Source organism: Streptomyces sp. A0958, assembly GCF_004795035.1.
Taxonomy (GTDB): domain Bacteria; phylum Actinomycetota; class Actinomycetes; order Streptomycetales; family Streptomycetaceae; genus Streptomyces.
This window is the reverse complement of the sequence record NZ_SSBK01000040.1, coordinates 36,705-56,656: the sequence shown is the minus strand read 5'-3', so window position 1 is coordinate 56,656 and position 19,952 is coordinate 36,705. Positions and strand designations below refer to the sequence as shown.

The following is a 19,952-nucleotide window of genomic DNA, read 5'->3' as shown; positions in this document are numbered from 1 at the left end:
TGCCCAGTCCTCCACGGAAATCACCCTCTTCTCCTGACCTTCGATCAAGATCAGGATGGTCGGTAGACCACGAGGTGGGTCAGTTTTGATCCGCCGTCAGAGGGTCACGATTCACCCGTCGCCGACAAGGTCCCTACTGCTTGCGTGCTAGCTCTATGGGGGCGCGGCAGCGCCCCACCGGGCTTCTTCTTCCTGGGACTTCCTGCTGTCGGCCCTACGGGCCGCACTGTCGTAGTGGCTGCGGAGCCGCCCCCTGCCGCCTACTTCTTCGCCGTTGCCTTACTTCGTTGGGGCGCTGCCGCGCCCTGCTGCCGTTCGCCGTCGAGCCAAGGGGCTACGCACTGTCGGCCCCGGAGGGGGCCGCACCGGGAGCCAAATAGATAAGAGAGGGCGTAAACGTTCGTGCAGGTCAGGCGCTGTATGAGCGCACGCCAGACGTGCTCTGACTACACGTGTGGTGTGCGGTCACCTTTCTTGGTGGACGCGGCAGGGCACCGGCGCACCCTTGGCTTTTTAGAACAGGTGAGGCGGAAGCACCAGGCAGGCCGCGCCGGAACGGGGCGAGACGAGGTGGAGATCCTTGGCGCGTGCTACCGCGTTGCGGGTGCTCTGGTCGGACAGTCGCTTGCCGTCCTTGCCGTCCTTGCCGTCCTTGCCGAGCAGCGCGGCCAGTCTGCCCGGCTCGAACGCGGCGTGTCCGTGGCGGTCGGCCCATCCGATGGCGGCGAAGTGGACCCGGTACGCGAGCGGGTGCCCGTGGTCCTGTGCCATGCGCCGGTACTCGTGCTGAGAGACCCCGCCCCACGGGCGGTCATGACCGAAGCTGATAGTCGCTGGTCGCGGCTCCCGTCGTTGGGGCCGCAGGTGTGGGCGTGTCCGTCGATGAGGGGCGATGTGCACGCCTCACAGGTCCAGACGATTTCGCTCGTGATGTTCAAGGGTTCGCGACTCCTGTCGGTGGAGCGCAGCACGTAGCCACGGCTCGGCGGTTGGAAGTCGCGCAGTTGCGTCCTGCGCTTTGGGAGTCCCTCGACGTCCCTGCGAGCCCCTCGGGATCGCGGCCTCTCGCGGAGTGGCCAGCTCTACCACCGCTGAACGGTGGGAGCTACGGTCCCCGCTCCGTCAAAGAGTGGGGAGGTATTCCTATGTGGTGGGTTGCTCGGCTGTCAAGCCGAGCCCCTCCCTGTCCTTGCTGTCAGAGCTTCGCTGCGAAGTCGTCGCTCTTGATGACGAGCCGTTCGCGTACGTCACGGGGAATCTTCAGACGCAGATGTACGGAGGGCGCACGCACGCCCTTGACCTTGGTGCGTGTGACCTCGCACGTGATGCCCACGCGGCGGAGGTCCTCAGCCATGACCTCCATCCCTCCGGACTCCCATGCTTCACGGAACGTCTTCCCGTTGTGGATGAGAGTCCATCGGTCCTGTGTGGTCTCGGGATCGATCGCACTCAGTTCGTCCGTGAGCTTGTCGAGCGTCTTCTCTGCCTGCTCCTGAGTGAACCGCGTCTTCGTGTAGCGGCCTCCAGGCTCAAGCCCCTTCATGTAGTAGGCGATGGCCTCTTCGAGTCGCTTCACCTCTGCCCGAGCCTCAGCGCCCTGGGCGTACTCGCGGACTTGTACGGGGAAGTCGCCGAGCACCCGCAGCACATCGCCAACCAGTACGTCGTACACACCCTGTGGGTCCGGTGCGCCGAGCCCCCCGCTCTTGCACTTCTGGCACCGGAGGTATCGGTACTGGCCGAACTTGTTAGACGTGACGTGCACCGTCATGTTCGACGTGCAGTCGGCGCAGACCAGTACGCCGAGGAACTGCGTCGCGCCGTGCGTCTGGCGCTGGGGCTGGTTCTTGCCGCGCCGATCGATGGCCTCCTGGAGGTCGTCGTATTCGGTCTCGGTGAAGATCGGTTCGGTCACCCTGATCGGCTTGCCGTCGTGTCCGAGGATCAGCTTGGAGCGGCGTACTCCCTTGTTCTTGTTCTCCTCCACTCGGTAACCCATGAGTGCCGGGTTGCGGAGGCGTCGGAGGAGAGTCGTCGTGGTGAGTCCCTCGGACATGAGGTCGGCGCGGACGAGACAAAGAGACATGCGCCGGGCTGACACTCCCCGCAGCGCCATGCGGCGAGCCCAGTGCAGCGCCTTGTATGCGTTCGGCTCGATGGCAAGGCTCGGCCTTCCGTTCGCCTTCGTCGTCACGTAGCCATAGGCAGGCTTCCCGACGAACCAGGCGTCCTGAGTCCGCGTGTAGTCCCAGAGGGACGCCACGCGGGTCGATGTGTTCGCCGCTTCGATCTCGGCGATGCCCCCGATGAGCGTGACCATCATCCGGCCGACAGTGGATTCAAGGTCGATCGAGTCGTTCTTCGATGCCAGGTTCTTTCCGTACCGCTGGCACCACTCGATCATCGTGGAGAGATCCGACATGCGGCGGATAAATCTGTCGAGCTTCCAGAAGAGCAGAGCATCGAACTCGGGAAATCGGTTGTTCAGCCACTCGCCGAGTTCCTTGCGCTTCCACGGTGGAACCTTCGTCGCCGAGACGTTGAGATCGGAAGCGACGCCGACGACGCGGTACCCCTTGTCCCTGGCCAGTAGGCGAAGGTCGAGTTCCTGCCGGACCGGCGAGGTGGTGTCCTCCGTAAGTACGGACAGGCGGATGGAGAGCAGAGCGCGTGGGGCGTCCGCAGGAAGCAGCGCCTCCGCCTTCTTCAGCTCCTTGAGCAGAGCCAGGTCCGCAGCGGTCCACTCGGCTTCGATGTCGTACGTCTTCATGGCTCGGAGAGTAGCTATGGATTTAGTCATGTGTCTATCTGCCCGCAGATGGACACCAGCATTCAGATCGGCCCGACCGGCAAGAAGCTCCTGCCGCTGACGGTCGTGAAGTAGCGCTCCGGCGCGTGACAGCTCGGTGACGAAGGCCCGGCCCGGGGAAACCCCGGACCGGGCCGTCGCGTCATGGGGTGCGTGGACCAGGAAAAGCACCGGACACCCGCGCGCACGGGGTACGGGAAGCACCAGCCGCCCGCGCCAGGAGGGCGGCGACAGCTGTCTCACGGGTGTGCGAGTACCGGCACGTGCTCACTCCGATGGGCCAGGGCATCGTCTGAGGCCTCGGTCTGCTGATCCGGGGCGTCGAGGCCGTGTTCCGGGGGCGCCTTGGGCCGGGCGCTCGGCGTACCTCACGGCCCGCCGGGCCCTGCGCGCGGCCCGCGAAACGAACCGGCAGGCCGGGCGCGACGCGTGGCGCGCGTTGGCCTGCGGGCCGGCGGTACCCGAGCCCGGGGAACTCGGAAGCCCCCTTGCGCGTACTCTGGGTAGTGCAACGACTGTGCCCAGCGCGGCGCCCGAACCAGAGATCTTCCTGCTCCCGGAGAAATCCGTGCGGCAGGGGTGAGCCGGTCCGGACCCCCGGGCCACCCGCATTTCGAGGGCGGCGTGCCACCGCGTCCGCCCCGCACCGAGGAGAAGAACCACTGGGCAAGCGACAGCCCGAAGGCCCGCCGCCCGCACCGGCGGTGCAGCGCATCCGACTGCGCTACACCAAGCGCGGCCGCCTCCGGTTCACCAGCCACCGCGACTTCCAGCGTGCCTTCGAGCGGGCGCTGCGCCGCTCCCAGGTGCCCATGGCCTACTCGGCGGGCTTCACCCCGCACCCCAAGGTCTCGTACGCCAATGCCGCACCCACCGGCACGGGCAGCGAGGCCGAGTTCCTGGAGATCGCCCTCACCGAGTCCCGTGACCCGGACGTCCTGCGCGAGCTGCTCAACGACTCGATGCCGGACGGCCTGGACATCACGGACGCCGTCGAGGCCCGCACCTCGGGCCTCGCCGACCGGCTGACCGCCTCCGTCTGGGAGATGCGCCTGGACGGGGTCGGCCCGCAGGACGCCGAGAGGGCCGTGGCCGCCTTCAACGCGGCCGAGACCGTCGAGGTCGAGCGCCGCACGAAGAACGGCATGCGGACCTTCGACGCCCGCGCCGCGGTGGTCGACCTCCGGACGGTCGATCTTCCGCCTGATAGGTCCGGTGGCAGGGCCTGTGCGATACTGCGGCTGGTTGTTCGGCACGTGACACCTGCCGTACGGCCTGACGACGTCCTGTCCGGTCTCCGCGTTGTCGCCGACCTGGCGGGTGGGGCCTCCCCTGTTCGAGCGCAGTCGAGAACTTGGGGAACCGTCGCCGCAGCGGTGACCAGGCTGGCGCAGGGGCTCTTCGACGAGGAGTCCGGCACGGTGACCGACCCGCTCGCGCCCGACCGCGAGGCAGCCCCGGCCGCATCAACCACGGCCGCCGGGACCGCCGTCGCGACGGCGCCGGAAGGCGCAGGTTCCGCGTAAGGCGGTCGTTGTAGCGCAGCCCTCGCGCTCGGGAGCCACCTGGGCCGGGCCGCGCGCTGACCCATAAGACTTTCGCCAGGCCGTCCGCACACCGCGTACGGAACCGGCGAGCCAGACATTCAGCTCCCGTGCGGCGCCCGCGCCCCGGACGGCGGTGCCGCGACCACCATGCGGACCGAGCCGGACCGGAACCAGGTGCGGCGCCCGGGAGCGCGACGGGAGAAACGCCCGCATGCCCCAGCCGAACGAACCCGGCTCCACCGGGAACGCAGAAGAGAACAACACCCCCGGGGACAAGCTGCCGCCGCGCCGCAGGCGCCGCGCCGCCTCCCGCCCCGCAGGCCCGCCGTCGGCGGGCGACCGGGCCGCCGCCGAAGCGCCGGCCATACCGGCCGTTGACGCCGCAGTGTCCGAGACCAGCAGCGAGAACACCGCCGAGGCCGAGACCGCCGCCCCGGCCCGCCCCCGCCGCCGCGCGGTCCGCAAGGCGACCTCCCCGGCGGGCGCGCCCAAGGCCGCCGAAGCCGCCGAGATCGTGGAGCCGGTCGCGGCTGCCGAGGAGCCCGCAGCCGAGGAGCCCGCCGCCGAGGCGCCGCGCACCCGCCGCCGCGCCGTCCGCAAGGCCACGTCCCCCGCCGGTGCGCCCAAGGCCGCCGAGCCCAGGACCGCTGAGCCGGCCGAGACCGTGGAGCCCGCCGAGGCCGCCGAGGAGCCCGCCGCCGAGGCGCCGCGCACCCGCCGCCGCGCCGTCCGCAAGGCCACGTCCCCCGCCGGTGCGCCCAAGGCCGCCGAGCCCGAGGCCGCCGAGCCGGCCGAGACCGTCGAGGAGGCCCCCGTGGTGGAGAGCCCCGAGCCCGCAGCAGAGCCCGTCGCCGCCGAGGCGCCGCGCGGCCGCCGCCGTGCCGTCCGCAAGGCCACGTCCCCGGCCGGTGCGCCCAAGGCCGCCGAGCCCGTCGAGATCGTGGCGGATGCGCCGGCGGCCGTGGAGAGCCCCGAGCCCGCCGCCGGGCCTCCGCCCCGGCCGGCGCCCCGCAGGTTGCCGCGAAGCCCGCCGACGAGGCCGCCGAGGAGGTCACCGAGCCGGCCGAGACCGCCCAGGCGGCCGAGGTCGCCGAGCCCGTCGAGGCGCCGCGTGGCCGCCGTCGCGCGGTCCGTAAGGCGTCGTCCCCGGCCGGTGCCCCGCAGCCCGCCGAGGAGCCCGCGGAGGAGCGTGTCGAGGTCCAGGCCGGCGAGAGCCTGCCCGAGGCCGCCGTCGAGGAGCTGGCCGCCGAGCCCGTCGAGGTCGAGGAGGCCGCCCCGCGCGGCCGTCAGCGCCGCCGGGCCACCTCCGCGGCAGGCCGCCCCGAGTTCACCGCCAAGACGGAGGAGCCCGCGCGCCGCAGCCGCCGGGCGACGCGCCCCGCCGTCGCCGTCTTCCAGGCGCCGGTCTTCGCCGAGCCGATGTTCCAGACCCCGGAGACCGCTGCCGCCGCCGCTGCCGCCGCCGGGCCCGCCTCGCAGGAGGAGGAGCCCGAGGAGGAGATCACCACGGCCCCGGAGCGCACCGCTCCCGCCGAGGCCGCGCCGCAGGGCGGATCGCGCCGCCGGCGCCGCCGCCGCGGTGAGGCCGCCGAGGCCGAGCCCGCCGCCGAGCCGGTGACCGCCGCGCCGGTCCAGGAGCAGGCCGCCGAGGACGAGCACGAGCCGGACAACGAGAGCGACACCGAGCACGACGGCGAGGACACCGACGAGTACGGCGACCGCCCGTCGCGCCGCCGCCGCCGGGGTGGCCGTCGCCGCCGCCGCGGCGAGTCCGCCGAGGACGACGCCGCCGAGCACGCCGAGGACGAGCCCGAGGCCGCCCAGGAGCCCGAGGACGACGAGGGCGACGACGAGCAGGACGACCACGAGTCCGCCGCCTCCGGGTCGAGCAGCAGCCGCCGTCGCCGGCGCCGCCGCCGTCGCAGCGGTGACGCCGCGCCCGAGGCCGAGAACGGAACGGACGACCCGGAGCGCACGGTCGTCAAGGTCCGCGAGCCCCGCAAGAAGGAGGAGCGGGAGCTCGGCACCGGCTTCGACGAGGTCCAGTCCATCAAGGGCTCGACCCGCATGGAGGCCAAGAAGCAGCGCCGCCGCGAGGGCCGCGAGCAGGGCCGTCGCCGGGTGCCGATCATCACCGAGGCGGAGTTCCTGGCCCGTCGCGAGGCCGTCGAACGCGTCATGGTCGTCCGCCAGAGCGGCGAGCGCACCCAGATCGGCGTCCTCGAGGACAACGTGCTGGTGGAGCACTACGTCAACAAGGAGCAGGCCACCAGCTACGTCGGCAACGTCTACCTGGGCAAGGTCCAGAACGTGCTGCCGTCCATGGAGGCCGCCTTCGTGGACATCGGCAAGGGCCGCAACGCCGTCCTGTACGCCGGTGAGGTCAACTTCGAGGCGCTCGGCATGGCCCACGGGCCGCGCCGCATCGAAACCGCGCTCAAGTCCGGCCAGTCCGTGCTCGTCCAGGTGACGAAGGACCCGATCGGCCACAAGGGTGCCCGTCTGACCAGCCAGGTCTCGCTGCCCGGCCGCTACCTGGTCTACGTGCCCGAGGGCTCGATGACCGGGATCAGCCGCAAGCTGCCCGACACCGAGCGCGCCCGGCTCAAGACCATCCTCAAGAAGATCGTCCCCGAGGACGCGGGCGTCATCGTGCGCACCGCCGCCGAGGGCGCGAGCGAGGACGAACTGCGCCGTGACGTCGAGCGGCTGCAGCAGCAGTGGGAGGACATCCGCAAGAAGTCCAAGAGCACCGGCAGCTCCAACGCGCCGACGCTCCTGTACGGCGAGCCGGACATGACCGTCCGGGTCGTCCGCGACATCTTCAACGAGGACTTCTCCAAGGTCATCGTCAGCGGCGACGACGCGTGGGAGACCATCCACGGCTACGTCTCGCACGTGGCGCCCGACCTGACGGACCGGCTGTCGCGGTGGACCTCCGAGGTCGACGTCTTCGCGACGTACCGGATCGACGAGCAGCTCATGAAGGCGCTGGACCGCAAGGTCTACCTGCCGAGCGGCGGCTCGCTGGTGATCGACAAGACCGAGGCGATGGTCGTGGTCGACGTCAACACCGGCAAGTTCACCGGCCAGGGCGGCAACCTGGAAGAGACCGTCACCAAGAACAACCTGGAGGCGGCCGAGGAGATCGTGCGCCAGCTGCGGCTGCGCGACCTCGGCGGCATCGTCGTCGTGGACTTCATCGACATGGTGCTGGAGTCCAACCGGGACCTGGTGCTGCGGCGCCTGCTGGAGTGCCTGGGCCGCGACCGTACGAAGCACCAGGTCGCCGAGGTCACCTCGCTGGGCCTGGTCCAGATGACCCGCAAGCGGGTCGGCCAGGGCCTGCTGGAGTCCTTCTCCGAGACCTGCGTCCACTGCAACGGGCGCGGTGTGATCGTCCACATGGAGCAGCCCTCCTCGGTGGGCGGCGGTGGCGGCGGCAAGCGCTCCAAGAAGCGCCGCGGCGGTTCCGGCCAGGACCACGAGCACGACCACGGCCACGAGCACGTCTCCGACGCCGAACCCGAGGTCGAGACCGAGGCCGAGGTGGCGGCGGAGGTCGCCGCCCCGGTGGCGCTGCCCGAGCCGGAGTTCGTCGCGGACGAGGAGCTGTACAGCAGCCCCGCCGAGGCCGAGGCCGCCGCGCGCGGCCGTGGCCGCCGCCGGGCGTCGCGCAAGGCGTCGGCCCCGGCCGGCGCTCCGAGGTCCGCGTCCGCCCCGGCCGAGGAGATCGTGGCCGAGCCGGTCGCGGAGCCGGAGCCCGTGGCGGCCCCGGAGCCGGTGGCCGAGACGCCCGCCGAGGCCCCTGCCGAGGCGCCCCAGGGCCGTACGCGCCGCCGGGCGACCCGTAAGGCGACCGCTCCCGCGGGCTCGCCGGCCCCGGCCGATGCGGTCGTGTCCGAGCCGGTCATGGCGGAGCCCGCCGAGCCCGCCCCGGCCGCCGAGGAGCCGGTGTCCGGGCCCGACCCGGTCGCCGCCGAGGACCCGGTGGTCGAGGCCTCGCACGCCGAGGCCCCGGCCGAGGAGTCGGCCGCGCCGCCGCGTGTCCGGCGCCGCGCCACCCGCAAGGTCAGCGCGCCCGCCGGTTCCCCCGCGGGGGCCGAGGAGGCCGCGGTCGTCGTGGTCGAGGCCCCCGAGGCGCAGGCCGGGACCGAGGCCGGGACCGAGGCCGAGACCGGAACCGAGACCGGGACCGAGGCGGCACCGGCCAAGAAGGCGGCCCGCAAGACCGCCAAGAAGGCCACGGCCAAGAAGGCGGCCGTCAAGAAGACCGCGGCCAAGAAGACCGCCGCGAAGAAGACGACGGCCAAGAAGGCGGCGGCGAAGAAGACGGTGGCGGCGGAGCAGCAGACCGCCTCGCCCGTCACGGCCGCGGCCGACGAGGCCTGACCGCCTCGCACCGCGCGCGACGCAGTCGGGCCGGTCCCTCGCGGGACCGGCCGGCTGCGTTGAGGCCCCGGGCCGCTCCCGCCCCCCGACACGAAAGCCCCCACAATGCGCAAGATCCAGAAGGCCGTCATACCGGCCGCCGGGCTCGGTACCCGGTTCCTGCCGGCGACGAAGGCCACTCCCAAGGAGATGCTGCCCGTCGTCGACAAGCCGGCGATCCAGTACGTCGTGGAGGAGGCGGCCGCCGCGGGGCTGAGCGACGTACTGATGATCACCGGGCGCAACAAGCGGGCGCTTGAGGACCACTTCGACCGGAACTACGAGCTGGAGTCGGCGCTGACCCGCAAGGGCGACGCCGAACGGCTGGTGCGGGTCCAGGAGTCGAGCGACCTCGCGACCATGCACTACGTGCGCCAGGGCGACCCGCGCGGCCTCGGCCACGCCGTGCTGTGCGCGGAACCCCACGTGGGGGACGAACCCTTCGCGGTGCTGCTCGGCGACGACCTGATCGACCCGCGCGACCCGCTGCTGGCCCGGATGACCGAGGTCCAGGAGCGCGAGGGCGGCAGCGTCGTCGCGCTCATGGAGGTGGCGCCCGAGCAGAGCCACCTGTACGGGTGCGCGGCGGTGGAGGCCACGCCGGACAGCGACATCGTCCGGGTGACCGGCCTGGTCGAGAAGCCGGAGCCGGGTGACGCGCCCAGCAATCTCGCGGTCATCGGCCGCTATGTCCTGGACCCCGCCGTCTTCGCGGTGCTGCGCGAGACCGGGCCGGGCCGGGGCGGCGAGATCCAGCTGACCGACGCGCTCCAGCAGCTGGCAGCCGACGAGAAGCTCGGCGGCCCGGTGCACGGCGTCGTCTTCCGGGGCCGCCGTTACGACACCGGCGACCGCGGCGACTACCTGCGGGCCATCGTCCGCCTCGCCTGCGAGCGCGAGGACCTGGGCCCGGGCTTCCGCACCTGGCTGCGCGCCTACGTGGCGGCCGAGCTATGACCCGCCCGCCGGGCGCACGCACTCCCACCCGAGACATCCGTAACACCGCACCAAGGACCAAGGAGAACCCCATGATCGGCATGATTCTGGCGGCCGGCGCCGGTCGCCGTCTGCGCCCCTACACCGACACGCTTCCCAAGGCCCTGGTGCCGGTCGGCCCCGAGGGCGACGAGGAGAGCCTGACCGTCGTCGACCTGACGCTCGGCAACTTCGCCGAGATCGGCCTGACCGAGGTCGCGATCATCGTGGGCTACCGCAAGGAGGCCCTGTACGAGCGCAGGGCGGCGCTGGAGGCCAAGTACGGCGTCACCATCACGCTGATCGACAACGACAAGGCCGAGGAGTGGAACAACGCCTACTCCCTGTGGTGCGGCCGGGACGCCCTCAAGAACGGCGTCATCCTCGCCAACGGCGACACCGTGCACCCGGTCTCCGTCGAGAAGACGCTGCTGGCCGCCCGCGGCGACGGCAAGCGCATCATCCTGGCCCTCGACACGGTGAAGCAGCTCGCCGACGAGGAGATGAAGGTCGTCGTCGAGGACGGCAAGGGCGTCCGCCGGATCACCAAGCTGATGGACCCGGCCGAGGCGACCGGCGAGTACATCGGCGTCACCCTGATCGAGGGCGACGCGGCCGACGAGCTGGCCGACGCCCTGAAGGCCACCTTCGAGCGCGACCCGGACCTGTACTACGAGGACGGCTACCAGGAGCTCGTCAACCGCGGCTTCACGGTCGACGTGGCGCCGATCGGTGACGTGAAGTGGGTCGAGATCGACAACCACGAGGACCTGGCCAAGGGCAGGAAGATCGCGTGCCAGTACTGACCCGGCTGATCCCCGCACCGGTCGTCGTCGACATCCGGGCCGGTGCTCTGGCGGATCTGGCGAGCGTCCTCGCCGATCAGCGGATCTCCGGCTCCGGCAAGCTGGCGGTGGCGATCAGCGGGGGCAGCGGCCGGGCGCTGCGGGAGCGGCTCTCGGGCAGCCTGCCGGGCGCCTCCTGGTTCGAGGTGGGCGGCGGCACGCTGAACGACGCCGTCAAGCTCGCCGAGGCCATGAAGACCGGGCGGTACGACGCCGTGGTCGGCCTCGGCGGCGGCAAGATCATCGACTGTGCGAAGTTCGCCGCGGCGCGCGTCGGGCTGCCGCTGGTCGCCGTGGCGACGAACCTGTCCCACGACGGCCTGTGCTCCCCGGTGGCGACGCTGGACAACGACGCGGGCCGCGGCTCGTACGGGGTGCCGAACCCGATCGCCGTCGTCATCGACCTCGACGTCATCCGGGAGGCCCCGGCCCGCTTCGTGCGGTCCGGGATCGGGGACGCGCTGTCGAACATCTCCGCCGTGGCGGACTGGGAGCTGGCCCACCGGGTCAACGGCGAGGACATGGACGGGCTGGCCGCCGCGATGGCCCGGCAGGCCGGTGAGGCCGTGCTGCGCCACCCCGGGAGCCTGGACGACGACGCGTTCCTCCAGGTACTGGCGGAGGGCCTGGTGCTCACCGGGATCTCGATGTCGGTGGCCGGAGACAGCCGGCCGGCCTCGGGCGCCTGCCACGAGATCAACCACGCCTTCGACCTGCTCTTCCCGCAGCGGGCCGCCAGCCACGGCGAGCAGTGCGGGCTCGGCGCGGCGTTCGCGATGCACCTGCGCGGCGCCGTGCAGGAGTCCGTACGGATGACCGAGGTGCTGCGGCGCCACGGGCTGCCGGTGACCGCCGAGGACATGGGCTTCGGCGTGGACGAGTTCGTCTCGGTGGTCGAGTTCGCGCCCCGGACCAGACCGGGCCGGTACACGATCCTGGAACACCTGAACCTGCCCGAGGACGGGATCAGGGACGCCTACGCCGAGTACGTCAGGACCGCCGCGGTCTGAGCGGGGCGGGGCCGGACCGGACCCGGTTTGACCGGCTGTCCGGGGCCCCGTAGCCTTGACCGTCGGCGTTTGTTCGCCACACCTCTGAGCACTGACCTCCCGCTCGTTCGGGAGAGGCCGCTCGTCCAATCCGGATCGTCACGGGTTCCCGGACCCGTGTGAGCGGCTGGCATCAGGGGTTTCCGCTTCGAGTGAGAGTGAGATCCGCGTGTACGCCATCGTGCGCAGCGGTGGTCGCCAGCACAAGGTTGCTGTCGGCGACATCGTTGAGGTTGACAAGATTCCCACCGCCAAGGTTGGCGACACGGTAGAGCTCTCTACCCTGCTCGTTGTCGACGGCGACGCCGTGACCAGCGACCCGTGGGTCCTGGACGGCATCAAGGTCCAGGCCGAGATCGTGGACCACCACAAGGGCGCGAAGATCGACATCCTTCGCTACAAGAACAAGACCGGCTACCGCCGTCGCCAGGGTCACCGCCAGCAGTACACGGCGATCAAGGTCACCGGTATTCCCGCGGCTGCGAAGTAAGGGACTGAGGAGACATGGCACACAAGAAGGGCGCATCGTCCACCCGGAACGGGCGCGATTCCAATGCTCAGCGGCTCGGCGTGAAGCGCTTCGGCGGTCAGGCCGTCAACGCCGGTGAGATCCTGGTCCGCCAGCGCGGCACCCACTTCCACCCGGGCACGGGCGTCGGCCGTGGTGGCGACGACACGCTGTTCGCCCTGGCCGCCGGTGCGGTCCAGTTCGGCACGCACCGTGGCCGTAACGTGGTGAACATCGTTCCGATCGCCGGCTGAATTCCCGGCGCTCGTCGAGCGGTATGACGTGGAGGCGGACCTCACTTCCTGTTAGGGGAAGTGGGTCCGCCTTTCGCGTGTTGCCCTTACAGGGGCGCACGAGCGAGACATTTCTGCAGGTATGCAACTGGAGGTTCCATCCATGACCACCTTCGTGGACCGCGTCGAACTGCATGTCGCCGCGGGTAACGGAGGCCACGGCTGTGCCTCCGTTCACCGTGAGAAGTTCAAGCCGCTCGGCGGCCCGGACGGCGGCAACGGCGGCCGCGGCGGCGATGTGACCCTGGTCGTCGACCAGGCGGTCACCACGCTCCTCGACTACCACCACCACCCCCACCGCAAGGCCACCAACGGCCAGCCCGGCGCGGGCGACAACCGCACCGGCAAGGAGGGCCAGGACCTGGTCCTGCCCGTGCCGGACGGCACCGTCGTCCTCGACCGCGACGGCAATGTGCTCGCCGACCTCGTCGGCCAGGGCACCGCGTTCGTCGCCGGCCAGGGCGGCCGGGGCGGCCTCGGGAACGCCGCGCTGGCCTCCGCCCGGCGCAAGGCCCCCGGCTTCGCGCTGCTCGGCGAGCCCGGCGAGGCGCGGGACATCGTCCTGGAGCTCAAGACCGTCGCCGACGTCGCTCTGGTGGGCTACCCGAGCGCCGGCAAGTCCTCGCTGATCTCCGTGCTGTCGGCCGCGAAGCCGAAGATCGCCGACTACCCGTTCACCACCCTCGTCCCGAACCTGGGCGTGGTCACCGCGGGCAGCACCGTCTACACCATCGCCGACGTCCCGGGCCTGATCCCGGGCGCCAGCCAGGGCAAGGGCCTCGGCCTGGAGTTCCTGCGCCACGTCGAGCGCTGCTCGGTGCTCGTCCACGTCCTGGACACGGCGACGCTGGAGTCCGACCGCGACCCGGTCTCCGACCTCGACATGATCGAGGAGGAGCTGAAGCTGTACGGGGGTCTGGAGGACCGGCCCCGGATCGTCGTCCTCAACAAGATCGACATCCCGGACGGCCAGGACCTCGCGGACATGATCCGTCCCGACCTGGAGGCCCGCGGCTACCGCGTCTTCGAGGTGTCCGCCGTCGCCAGGACCGGGCTCAAGGAGCTGTCCTTCGCCCTGGCCGGCATCATCGCCGAGGCGCGTGCCGCCAAGCCGGTGGAGGAGGCCACCCGTATCGTCATCCGGCCCAAGGCCGTGGACGACGCCGGGTTCACCGTGGTCCTGGAGGACGACGGTATCTACCGGGTGCGCGGTGAGAAGCCGGAGCGCTGGGTGCGCCAGACCGACTTCAACAACGACGAGGCCGTCGGCTACCTCGCAGACCGGCTGAACCGGCTGGGCGTCGAGGACGCGCTGCGCAAGGCCGGGGCCCGGGCGGGCGACGGCGTGGCGATCGGCGCCGAGGACAACGCGGTCGTCTTCGACTGGGAGCCGACCGTGTCGGCCGGTGCGGAGATGCTCGGCCGCCGGGGCGAGGACCACCGGCTGGAGGAGCAGCGTCCGGCCGCCCAGCGCCGCCGCGACCGCGAGGTGGAGCGCGACGAGACGATCAAGGAGTACCAGGAGTTCGACCCGTTCGCGTGAGCCGCTGACGGCGACGGCCCCGGAACGACGACGGTCCCGGCCCCCTCGGGGGAGCCGGGACCGTTTCGCGTGCTCAGGCCTTTCCGGCGGCCTGCTCGAGCACCAGGGCCAGCGCCTCGGCGGGGGAGGGGGCCGGGGTGCGCTCGGCGAGCGGGACGACCGGGGGCAGGGCCTCCTCGCCCAGGAACACCCTGCGCACCACGCGCTCGGCGGCGTGTCCGTCGTCGTAGTCGCAGTAGCGCTCCCGGAACGCGGCGCGCAGCCCGGCCGCCTTCTCGTCGCGCCACGCGTCCGAGCAAAGGACGGCGGTCAGCTGCTCCTGGGTGGTCGCGACGGTGCCCGGCGGCTCGGCCATGAGGTCGAAGTAGGTGCCGCGCACGACCCGGTAGGTGTCCCAGTCGTCCGCGTAGACGACGATCGGCCGGTCCAGGTTGGCGTAGTCGAACATCGCCGAGGAGTAGTCGGTGACCAGGGCGTCGGCCGCGAGGTAGAGCTGCTCGACGTTGGCGTGGGCGGAGACGTCGACGACCCGGCCGCTGGCCTGGAGCTCGGCGAGCCGGCCGGTGGGCTTGTAGAAGTAGTGCCCGCGCACCAGCAGGGTCACGTCCGGGCCCAGCGCCTCGGCCAGCTTCGGCAGGTCGAGCCGGGGGGCGAAGGACTTCTCGTACTCGCGGTGCGTCGGCATGTACAGGAACGCGGTCGAGCCGTCCGCGAGGCCCAGGTCGTGCCGGGCCTTCACGACGTCCGCGGCGGTGGAGCCGAGCAGCACGTCGTTGCGCGGGTAGCCGGTCTCCAGCGTGGTGTACCGGCAGGGGTAGACCCGCTCCCAGACGGTGGTGGAGAACCGGTTGGCGGACAGGCTGTAGTCCCAGCGGTCGCACCGGCGCAGCAGCTTCTCCATGTCCATGTTGGTGGACGCGGGGTACCGGGCCTGGTCGAGCCCCATCGTCTTCAGCGGGGTGCCGTGATGGGTCTGGAGGTGGATCTGCCCCTCGCGCTTGACGATGGTGTCGCCGAAGTTCACGTTGTTCGTCAGGTACTTGGCGCGGGCCATGACCGCCCAGTACTCGCGCGAGCCGACGATCACCTTCTCGACGCCCGCGGGCACCCGGTCGCGGTGCTCGGAGCGCACGGCCCAGACCCGGCGCACGCCCGGCGCGAGTCGGCCCAGCTCGGCCTCGATGGCCGCCGGGTTGCAGGAGTAGCCGCGCCCCCAGTACGCGGAGAACACCGCCAGGTTCTCGTCCAGCGGCATCCGCAGCTGCGACCGGTAGAACATGCCCAGGGCGGCCCGCTTGGCCCGGCCGATACGGGCCTGCCCGCCCAGCCGGGCACGGTGGCGCACGTTGTTGGCGCGGGTCACGCCGAAGAACGCGGAGTACGAGTCGACCCCGAGCAGCGCGTACTTGTAACCGCGCCCGCCCGGCGGCCGCTCGAAGCCCTCCGGGAGGCGGCTGCGGTAGTCCTTGGCCGCCCGGTGGAAGAACTCGGCGCGCGCGTTGCGCGGGAGCCGGCCCGGCTTCTCCAGAACGGTCAGGAAGTGGTCGACCATCTTCCGGAAGAGCGCCGTACGCCAGGAATCGAGGTCGGGCCGCTCGTCCAGGTAGGCGAACACCCGGTCGTACTGGTCGAAGACGTCGAAATGCTTCCGGCTGACCGTACGGAGAATGTTCCCGCCCTCACGCCGCTGCCGGTACAGCACACAGGAACGGTCGAGCACCGCGATGCGCTCCGCCGCGATCAGCGAGGTGTACGTCCAGGGCGCGTCCTCGTAGTAACCGGGCGGGAAGCGGAATCCGTGGCGGGTGACGAAATCGCGCCGGTAGGCCTTGTTCCAGACGATCTGCAAAAGGTCCAGCAGCTGCGGCCGCTCCGCGAGGGAGAAGACCGCCGGGTCGCCCTCGGCCATCAGGTCGGAGCGCTTGTTGCGCAGCAGTTGCCCGTCCCAGTAGGTGCGGGTGTAGTCATAGATCAGGATGTCCGGGTCGTCCGTCGCGTCGAGCCGCGCCGTGATGGCCGCCAGGGAGCCGGGCGCCAGCGTGTCGTCGCTGTCGAGGAAGAGGACGTAGTCGCCGGTGGCCAGGTCGAGACCCGCGTTGCGCGCGCGCCCCAGCCCCACGTTCTCGGTGAGGTGCAGCACACGAATCCGGGCGTCCCGGGCCGCGTAGGAGTCGAGGATCGCGCCGGAACCGTCGGGGGAGCAGTCGTCGACGCCGATGACTTCGAAGTCGGTGAAGTCCTGCCCGAGAACGGAGTCCAGACACTCCCCGATGTACCCCTGCACGTTGTACGCAGGCACGATGAGGGTCAGTCGAGGCATCGTCCACCAGTTCCAGAGAGCTTCCGCAGGGTCTGTGCGAGGGGTGCGGTCGGCACCGTGGAACAGTGGGGCGCGTCCGGCACCCGGACAGCGTAATTGATCGTCCCGGCCGCCCTCGGAGGGTGCCTCCGGGCGCCCACGTAGGGTTGAGCGCTGACGGGTACAGCATCTGACAGGGAGACGCACGACATGACCTGGATGGTTACGGGCGGGGCGGGGTACATCGGTGCGCACGTGGTGCGCGCGATGCTCGCGGGTGGTCAGCAGGTGGTCGTGTTCGACGACCTGTCGACCGGGAGCGCCGACAAGGTCCCCGCGGGGGTTCCCCTGGTGACCGGCAGCGTTCTCGATCGCGACGCCCTCGACGCGGCGATCCGGGACCACGGGGTGACCGGGGTGGTGCACATCGCCGGCAAGAAGCAGGTCGGCGAGTCCGTCGAGCGTCCCCTGTACTACTACAAGGAGAACGTCACCGGTCTGGAGGTCCTGCTGGAGAGCATGGTCGCCGCGGGCGTCGGCCGGCTGGTGTTCTCCTCGTCGGCCGCCGTCTACGGCATGCCCGACGTCGACCTCGTCACCGAGCGGACGCCGTGCGCGCCGATGAGCCCGTACGGGGAGACCAAGCTCGTCGGCGAGTGGCTGATCCACGCCGCCGCCAGGGCCCACGGGCTGCGCTGCGCCTCGCTCCGCTACTTCAACGTGGCGGGCGCCGCATCGCCGGAGCTGGCCGACGCCGGGGTCTTCAACCTGATCCCGATGGTCTTCGAGCGCCTGGAGGCGGGCGAGGCCCCGCGCATCTTCGGCGACGACTACGCGACCCCCGACGGCACCTGCATCCGCGACTACATCCACGTCGAGGACATCGCCTCCGCCCACCTCGCGGCCGCCCGCCGGCTGGAGGACGCCGAGCCCGGCACGGACCTCACGCTGAACATCGGCCGCGGCGAGGGCAGCTCGGTGCGCGAGATGGTCGACCGCATCCTCAAGGTCACGGACAACGGCGCAGTCGCCGCCGAGGTGACCGCCCGCCGCCCCGGCGACCCGGCCCGGGTGGTCGCGGGCGCCGACCGCATCCGCGAGGAGCTGGGCTGGTCGGCCCGGTACGGCGTGGACGAGATGATCGAGTCCGCCTGGCGGGGCTGGCGCCTGCGCCACCCGTAAGCACGGTCGTACGTGGGGCCCGGCACCGCTCCCCGAGCGGCGCCGGGCCCTTCGCGCGTGCCGCTCAGCCCTCCAGGTCCCTGGTCTCCCGCATCTCGGTGAGGGCCTGGCGCTGGGCCGGGATGCCGGGGAGCAGCCGGTCCGCCATCCGTAGCCGGTGCGTGTCCGCGGCTCCGCACAGGCGGCGCACCGCGTCGCCGAAGCGGACCGCGGAGGGCGGGTCGGACGGGCCGAGGAGCCGGAGCTTCAGGGCCGCCCTGGCCGGGACCGGCCCGTCGCCGCCGGGGTCGCGCACCGACGCGAGGAGGGCGGGGACGCCCGACGCGTCCGGGGTGAGGACCGTCGCCGCCGAGACCGTCGGGAAGGTCTGCCGGAACTCCGCGTCGGACAGGCCGCTGGTGTTCGCCACGGCGTACGGCTTCTCGCCGGCCAGGTAGTCGCTGACCACGCTCGACACATCGCTGATCAGCAGGTCCGCCGCGTTGAAGCAGGCGTACAGCGCGGGCCCGGCCGCCGTGACGACCTGGTGCTCCCCGGCGGACAGGGACGCCCAGTGGGCCGCCTCCCAGGCCGCCGTCGCCGCGTCGACCGCGGCCGCCCGCCCGGCCGGGGGCGCGCCCTGGGCCAGCATCCGTTCGGCGTCGTCCGCGTCGGGGCGGAAGGAGGAGGCGGTGAGGGCGGCCGGCTCCGCGGTGCGCCGGGCGAGTTCGGCGGCGGCCCCGGGGGTGGGACGCGGGCCGGGGCGGGTGCGGTTGGCCTCGCGGATCAGCTCCTGGACGCGTGCGTCGGCCGCGCCCGCCCGTGGGTCGACCGAGCCCGTCATGGGGTGCGGCTTGTACAGGAGCCGGACCCCGGGGTCGGCGAGCAGTTCCCGGACGATGTTCTCGCCGGCCAGGACGATGGAGGTGTTGCCGGGGTTGCCGTCCCAGCCCTCCCAGGTGGGGGCGTAGAGCACGGTCGTGTACGGGCCCGTGGGCGGGCCGGCGTACGGGGCGATCGGGGCCAGCTGGGGGCGGCCGATCTCCACCACGTCACCGTCCTGGACGCCGACGTCGGCCAGGGCGTAGCGCTCGCGCGCGGCGGGTCCGGCGACCCACACCTCGTCGTAGGCCTTCGCGTACGGGTTGCAGCTGGAGAGCTTGTCGCTCTCGCCGTGGTTGACGAAGGCGTGCTTGATCGTCGGGATGCGCAGGACCTGCGAGGTCCTGCCGGAGTTCGCCGGGTGGATCAGCACCTTGAGGCCGGAGTGCTCCAGGCGCAGCAGCTGGGCGACCTTCGGGAGGCAGACGACGGGGAGGTCGGTGGCGCCGATGCGCTGCATCATGAAGCGCTCGCGCAGCACGATCACCGGCCGGCCGTCGAGCGAGGCCAGCGCGTCCAGCCACATGTTGGCCTGGTAGGCGGACGAGGCTCCTCCGGAGAAGTACATGCCGACGGTGGGCCGGTACTCGGCGAGCCAGGCGTCGAACCACTCCTGCACCTCGTCCGCCGTGGCCGGCCGGTGGCGTACCAGGCGCCGCACCAGCTCGCCGAGCGACAGCGCGGCGAGGCCGACCGAGACCGCGATGCCCGCCGCGGCGTACTGCGGCCGGTCGTTGGCGGCGGTCACCAGCAGCCCCGCGGTGGCGGGCAGGCCGAAGAGCAGGAGGCGGGGGCCGTGGCGGCGGGTCAGCAGCGCCGGGGGAGCCGGGGTGATGCACAGCGCGGAGGCGTCGATGTTGCGGGTGAGCAGGGGCAGGGTGCGTGACTGGCGCACCCGGATCGCCGCCGCGTGGGTGGCGAAGTGCAGCGCGTAGAAGAGGAGGAGGCCGAGGACCAGCGGCAGGTAGACCGCCTCGCGCTGGTGGCCCGGCAGCCTGACCATCCCGAAGAGCAGCAGGAAATCGCAGGTCAGGCGGCGGGTCATGGTGTCCGCGCACACCTTGGCGAGCAGCGCGACCTGGCCGGGCAGCCACCGGTGCAGGGCGGCTTCGGCGCACAGGACGGCCGCGGTCGCCACGATCAGCAGGGTGAGGTGGGGTACGACGGCCGCCGCTGCCTGGAAGGTGAAGGCGACCGCCGCCAGGCCGAGGGGGAGGGCCTTGGCGGCGGAGCACAGGAGAGGGGGAAGTGGTGGCACGGGTGGGACTCCAAAGAGCTCAGGCTCTTGTGTGTGCGCCGTGGGGGCGGCGGCTTCCGGCCGGGGTGCCCGGACGGGCGGGGGTTCGGAAGTCACCGTCTGGAAACCAGCCGATCCGATGATGAGACGGGCGTGAGAGCTGCGTGAGAAACGGGCACCGGCGCGCAGCCACCTGCCATGTCCATGCCTGCACGCGGCCGTAGCCGAGGGAGGCGCGAGGGGTGCGCGGGGGGGTGCGAAAATAGCCGACCGGTTACGGGGAGCTGCCGCTTTTCCTCCGGATGTGTCGGCAATGGGAGGGTCGGGGCTGTTTTGTCACTGATGGGGCGGTAAATCTCAGTAAAGTCGGCCG

At 71.6% G+C, this 19,952-nt stretch carries 13 protein-coding genes; 9 read left to right on the top strand and 4 right to left on the bottom strand.

Annotated elements, in window-relative coordinates; translation table 11 throughout:
- Window positions 1-513: 513 nt before the first annotated feature.
- Both E6P78_RS33660 and E6P78_RS28165 read right to left on the bottom strand, forming a co-directional pair.
- Window positions 514-771 (bottom strand): hypothetical protein, encoded by a 258-nt coding sequence (locus E6P78_RS33660; protein ID WP_240799394.1) that lies wholly within the window; start codon window positions 769-771, stop codon window positions 514-516.
- A gap of 424 nt (window positions 772-1,195) precedes the next feature.
- Window positions 1,196-2,770 (bottom strand): recombinase family protein, encoded by a 1,575-nt coding sequence (locus E6P78_RS28165; protein WP_136206461.1) that lies wholly within the window; start codon window positions 2,768-2,770, stop codon window positions 1,196-1,198.
- Window positions 2,771-3,513: 743 nt separating this feature from the next.
- Between E6P78_RS28165 and E6P78_RS28155 the strand changes: the two genes are divergently transcribed.
- The 8 genes from E6P78_RS28155 to obgE all read left to right on the top strand — a co-directional run bounded on the left by E6P78_RS28155 (window position 3,514) and on the right by obgE (window position 14,000).
- The gene (locus tag E6P78_RS28155) at window positions 3,514-4,335 is read left to right on the top strand and encodes a TIGR03936 family radical SAM-associated protein (protein WP_136206460.1); all 822 of its coding nucleotides are present in this window, start codon (window positions 3,514-3,516) and stop codon (window positions 4,333-4,335) included.
- A 1,440-nt stretch (window positions 4,336-5,775) separates the two neighbouring features.
- Complete coding sequence (locus E6P78_RS28150; RefSeq protein WP_346765632.1) at window positions 5,776-8,748, top strand: Rne/Rng family ribonuclease; 2,973 nt, start codon at window positions 5,776-5,778, stop codon at window positions 8,746-8,748.
- A gap of 105 nt (window positions 8,749-8,853) precedes the next feature.
- Entirely contained in the window at window positions 8,854-9,744 is an 891-nt protein-coding gene (galU, locus tag E6P78_RS28145; protein WP_136206459.1) for a UTP--glucose-1-phosphate uridylyltransferase GalU, read from the top strand.
- Between the two features lie 71 nt (window positions 9,745-9,815).
- Window positions 9,816-10,568, top strand: a complete 753-nt coding sequence (locus E6P78_RS28140; RefSeq protein ID WP_136206458.1) for a phosphocholine cytidylyltransferase family protein — start codon at window positions 9,816-9,818, stop codon at window positions 10,566-10,568.
- On the top strand, window positions 10,556-11,617 hold the full coding sequence (locus E6P78_RS28135; RefSeq protein WP_136206457.1) for an iron-containing alcohol dehydrogenase family protein: 1,062 nt from the start codon (window positions 10,556-10,558) through the stop codon (window positions 11,615-11,617). The genes E6P78_RS28140 and E6P78_RS28135 overlap by 13 nt, the downstream gene beginning before the upstream one ends.
- A 208-nt stretch (window positions 11,618-11,825) precedes the next feature.
- Window positions 11,826-12,146, top strand: coding sequence for a 50S ribosomal protein L21 (gene rplU, locus E6P78_RS28130; protein ID WP_018551604.1), 321 nt, complete (start codon window positions 11,826-11,828; stop codon window positions 12,144-12,146).
- A gap of 14 nt (window positions 12,147-12,160) precedes the next feature.
- Complete coding sequence (rpmA, locus tag E6P78_RS28125) at window positions 12,161-12,418, top strand: 50S ribosomal protein L27 (RefSeq protein WP_018551605.1); 258 nt, start codon at window positions 12,161-12,163, stop codon at window positions 12,416-12,418.
- Between the two features lie 142 nt (window positions 12,419-12,560).
- Window positions 12,561-14,000: a GTPase ObgE gene (gene obgE, locus E6P78_RS28120; protein ID WP_136206456.1), complete on the top strand. Its 1,440-nt coding sequence runs from the start codon at window positions 12,561-12,563 to the stop codon at window positions 13,998-14,000.
- 73 nt (window positions 14,001-14,073) lie between these two features.
- Here obgE and E6P78_RS28115 read toward each other — a convergent pair whose 3' ends face one another.
- Window positions 14,074-16,320, bottom strand: a complete 2,247-nt coding sequence (locus tag E6P78_RS28115) for a bifunctional glycosyltransferase/CDP-glycerol:glycerophosphate glycerophosphotransferase (RefSeq protein ID WP_136206455.1) — start codon at window positions 16,318-16,320, stop codon at window positions 14,074-14,076.
- 189 nt (window positions 16,321-16,509) lie between these two features.
- Between E6P78_RS28115 and galE the strand changes: the two genes are divergently transcribed.
- Window positions 16,510-17,481 carry a UDP-glucose 4-epimerase GalE gene (gene galE / locus E6P78_RS28110; protein ID WP_136206454.1) on the top strand — a complete coding sequence of 324 codons (972 nt, stop codon included), beginning with the start codon at window positions 16,510-16,512 and terminating at the stop codon, window positions 17,479-17,481.
- Between the two features lie 64 nt (window positions 17,482-17,545).
- Here galE and E6P78_RS28105 read toward each other — a convergent pair whose 3' ends face one another.
- Window positions 17,546-19,600: a hypothetical protein gene (locus tag E6P78_RS28105; protein ID WP_136206453.1), complete on the bottom strand. Its 2,055-nt coding sequence runs from the start codon at window positions 19,598-19,600 to the stop codon at window positions 17,546-17,548.
- Window positions 19,601-19,952 lie beyond the last annotated feature (352 nt).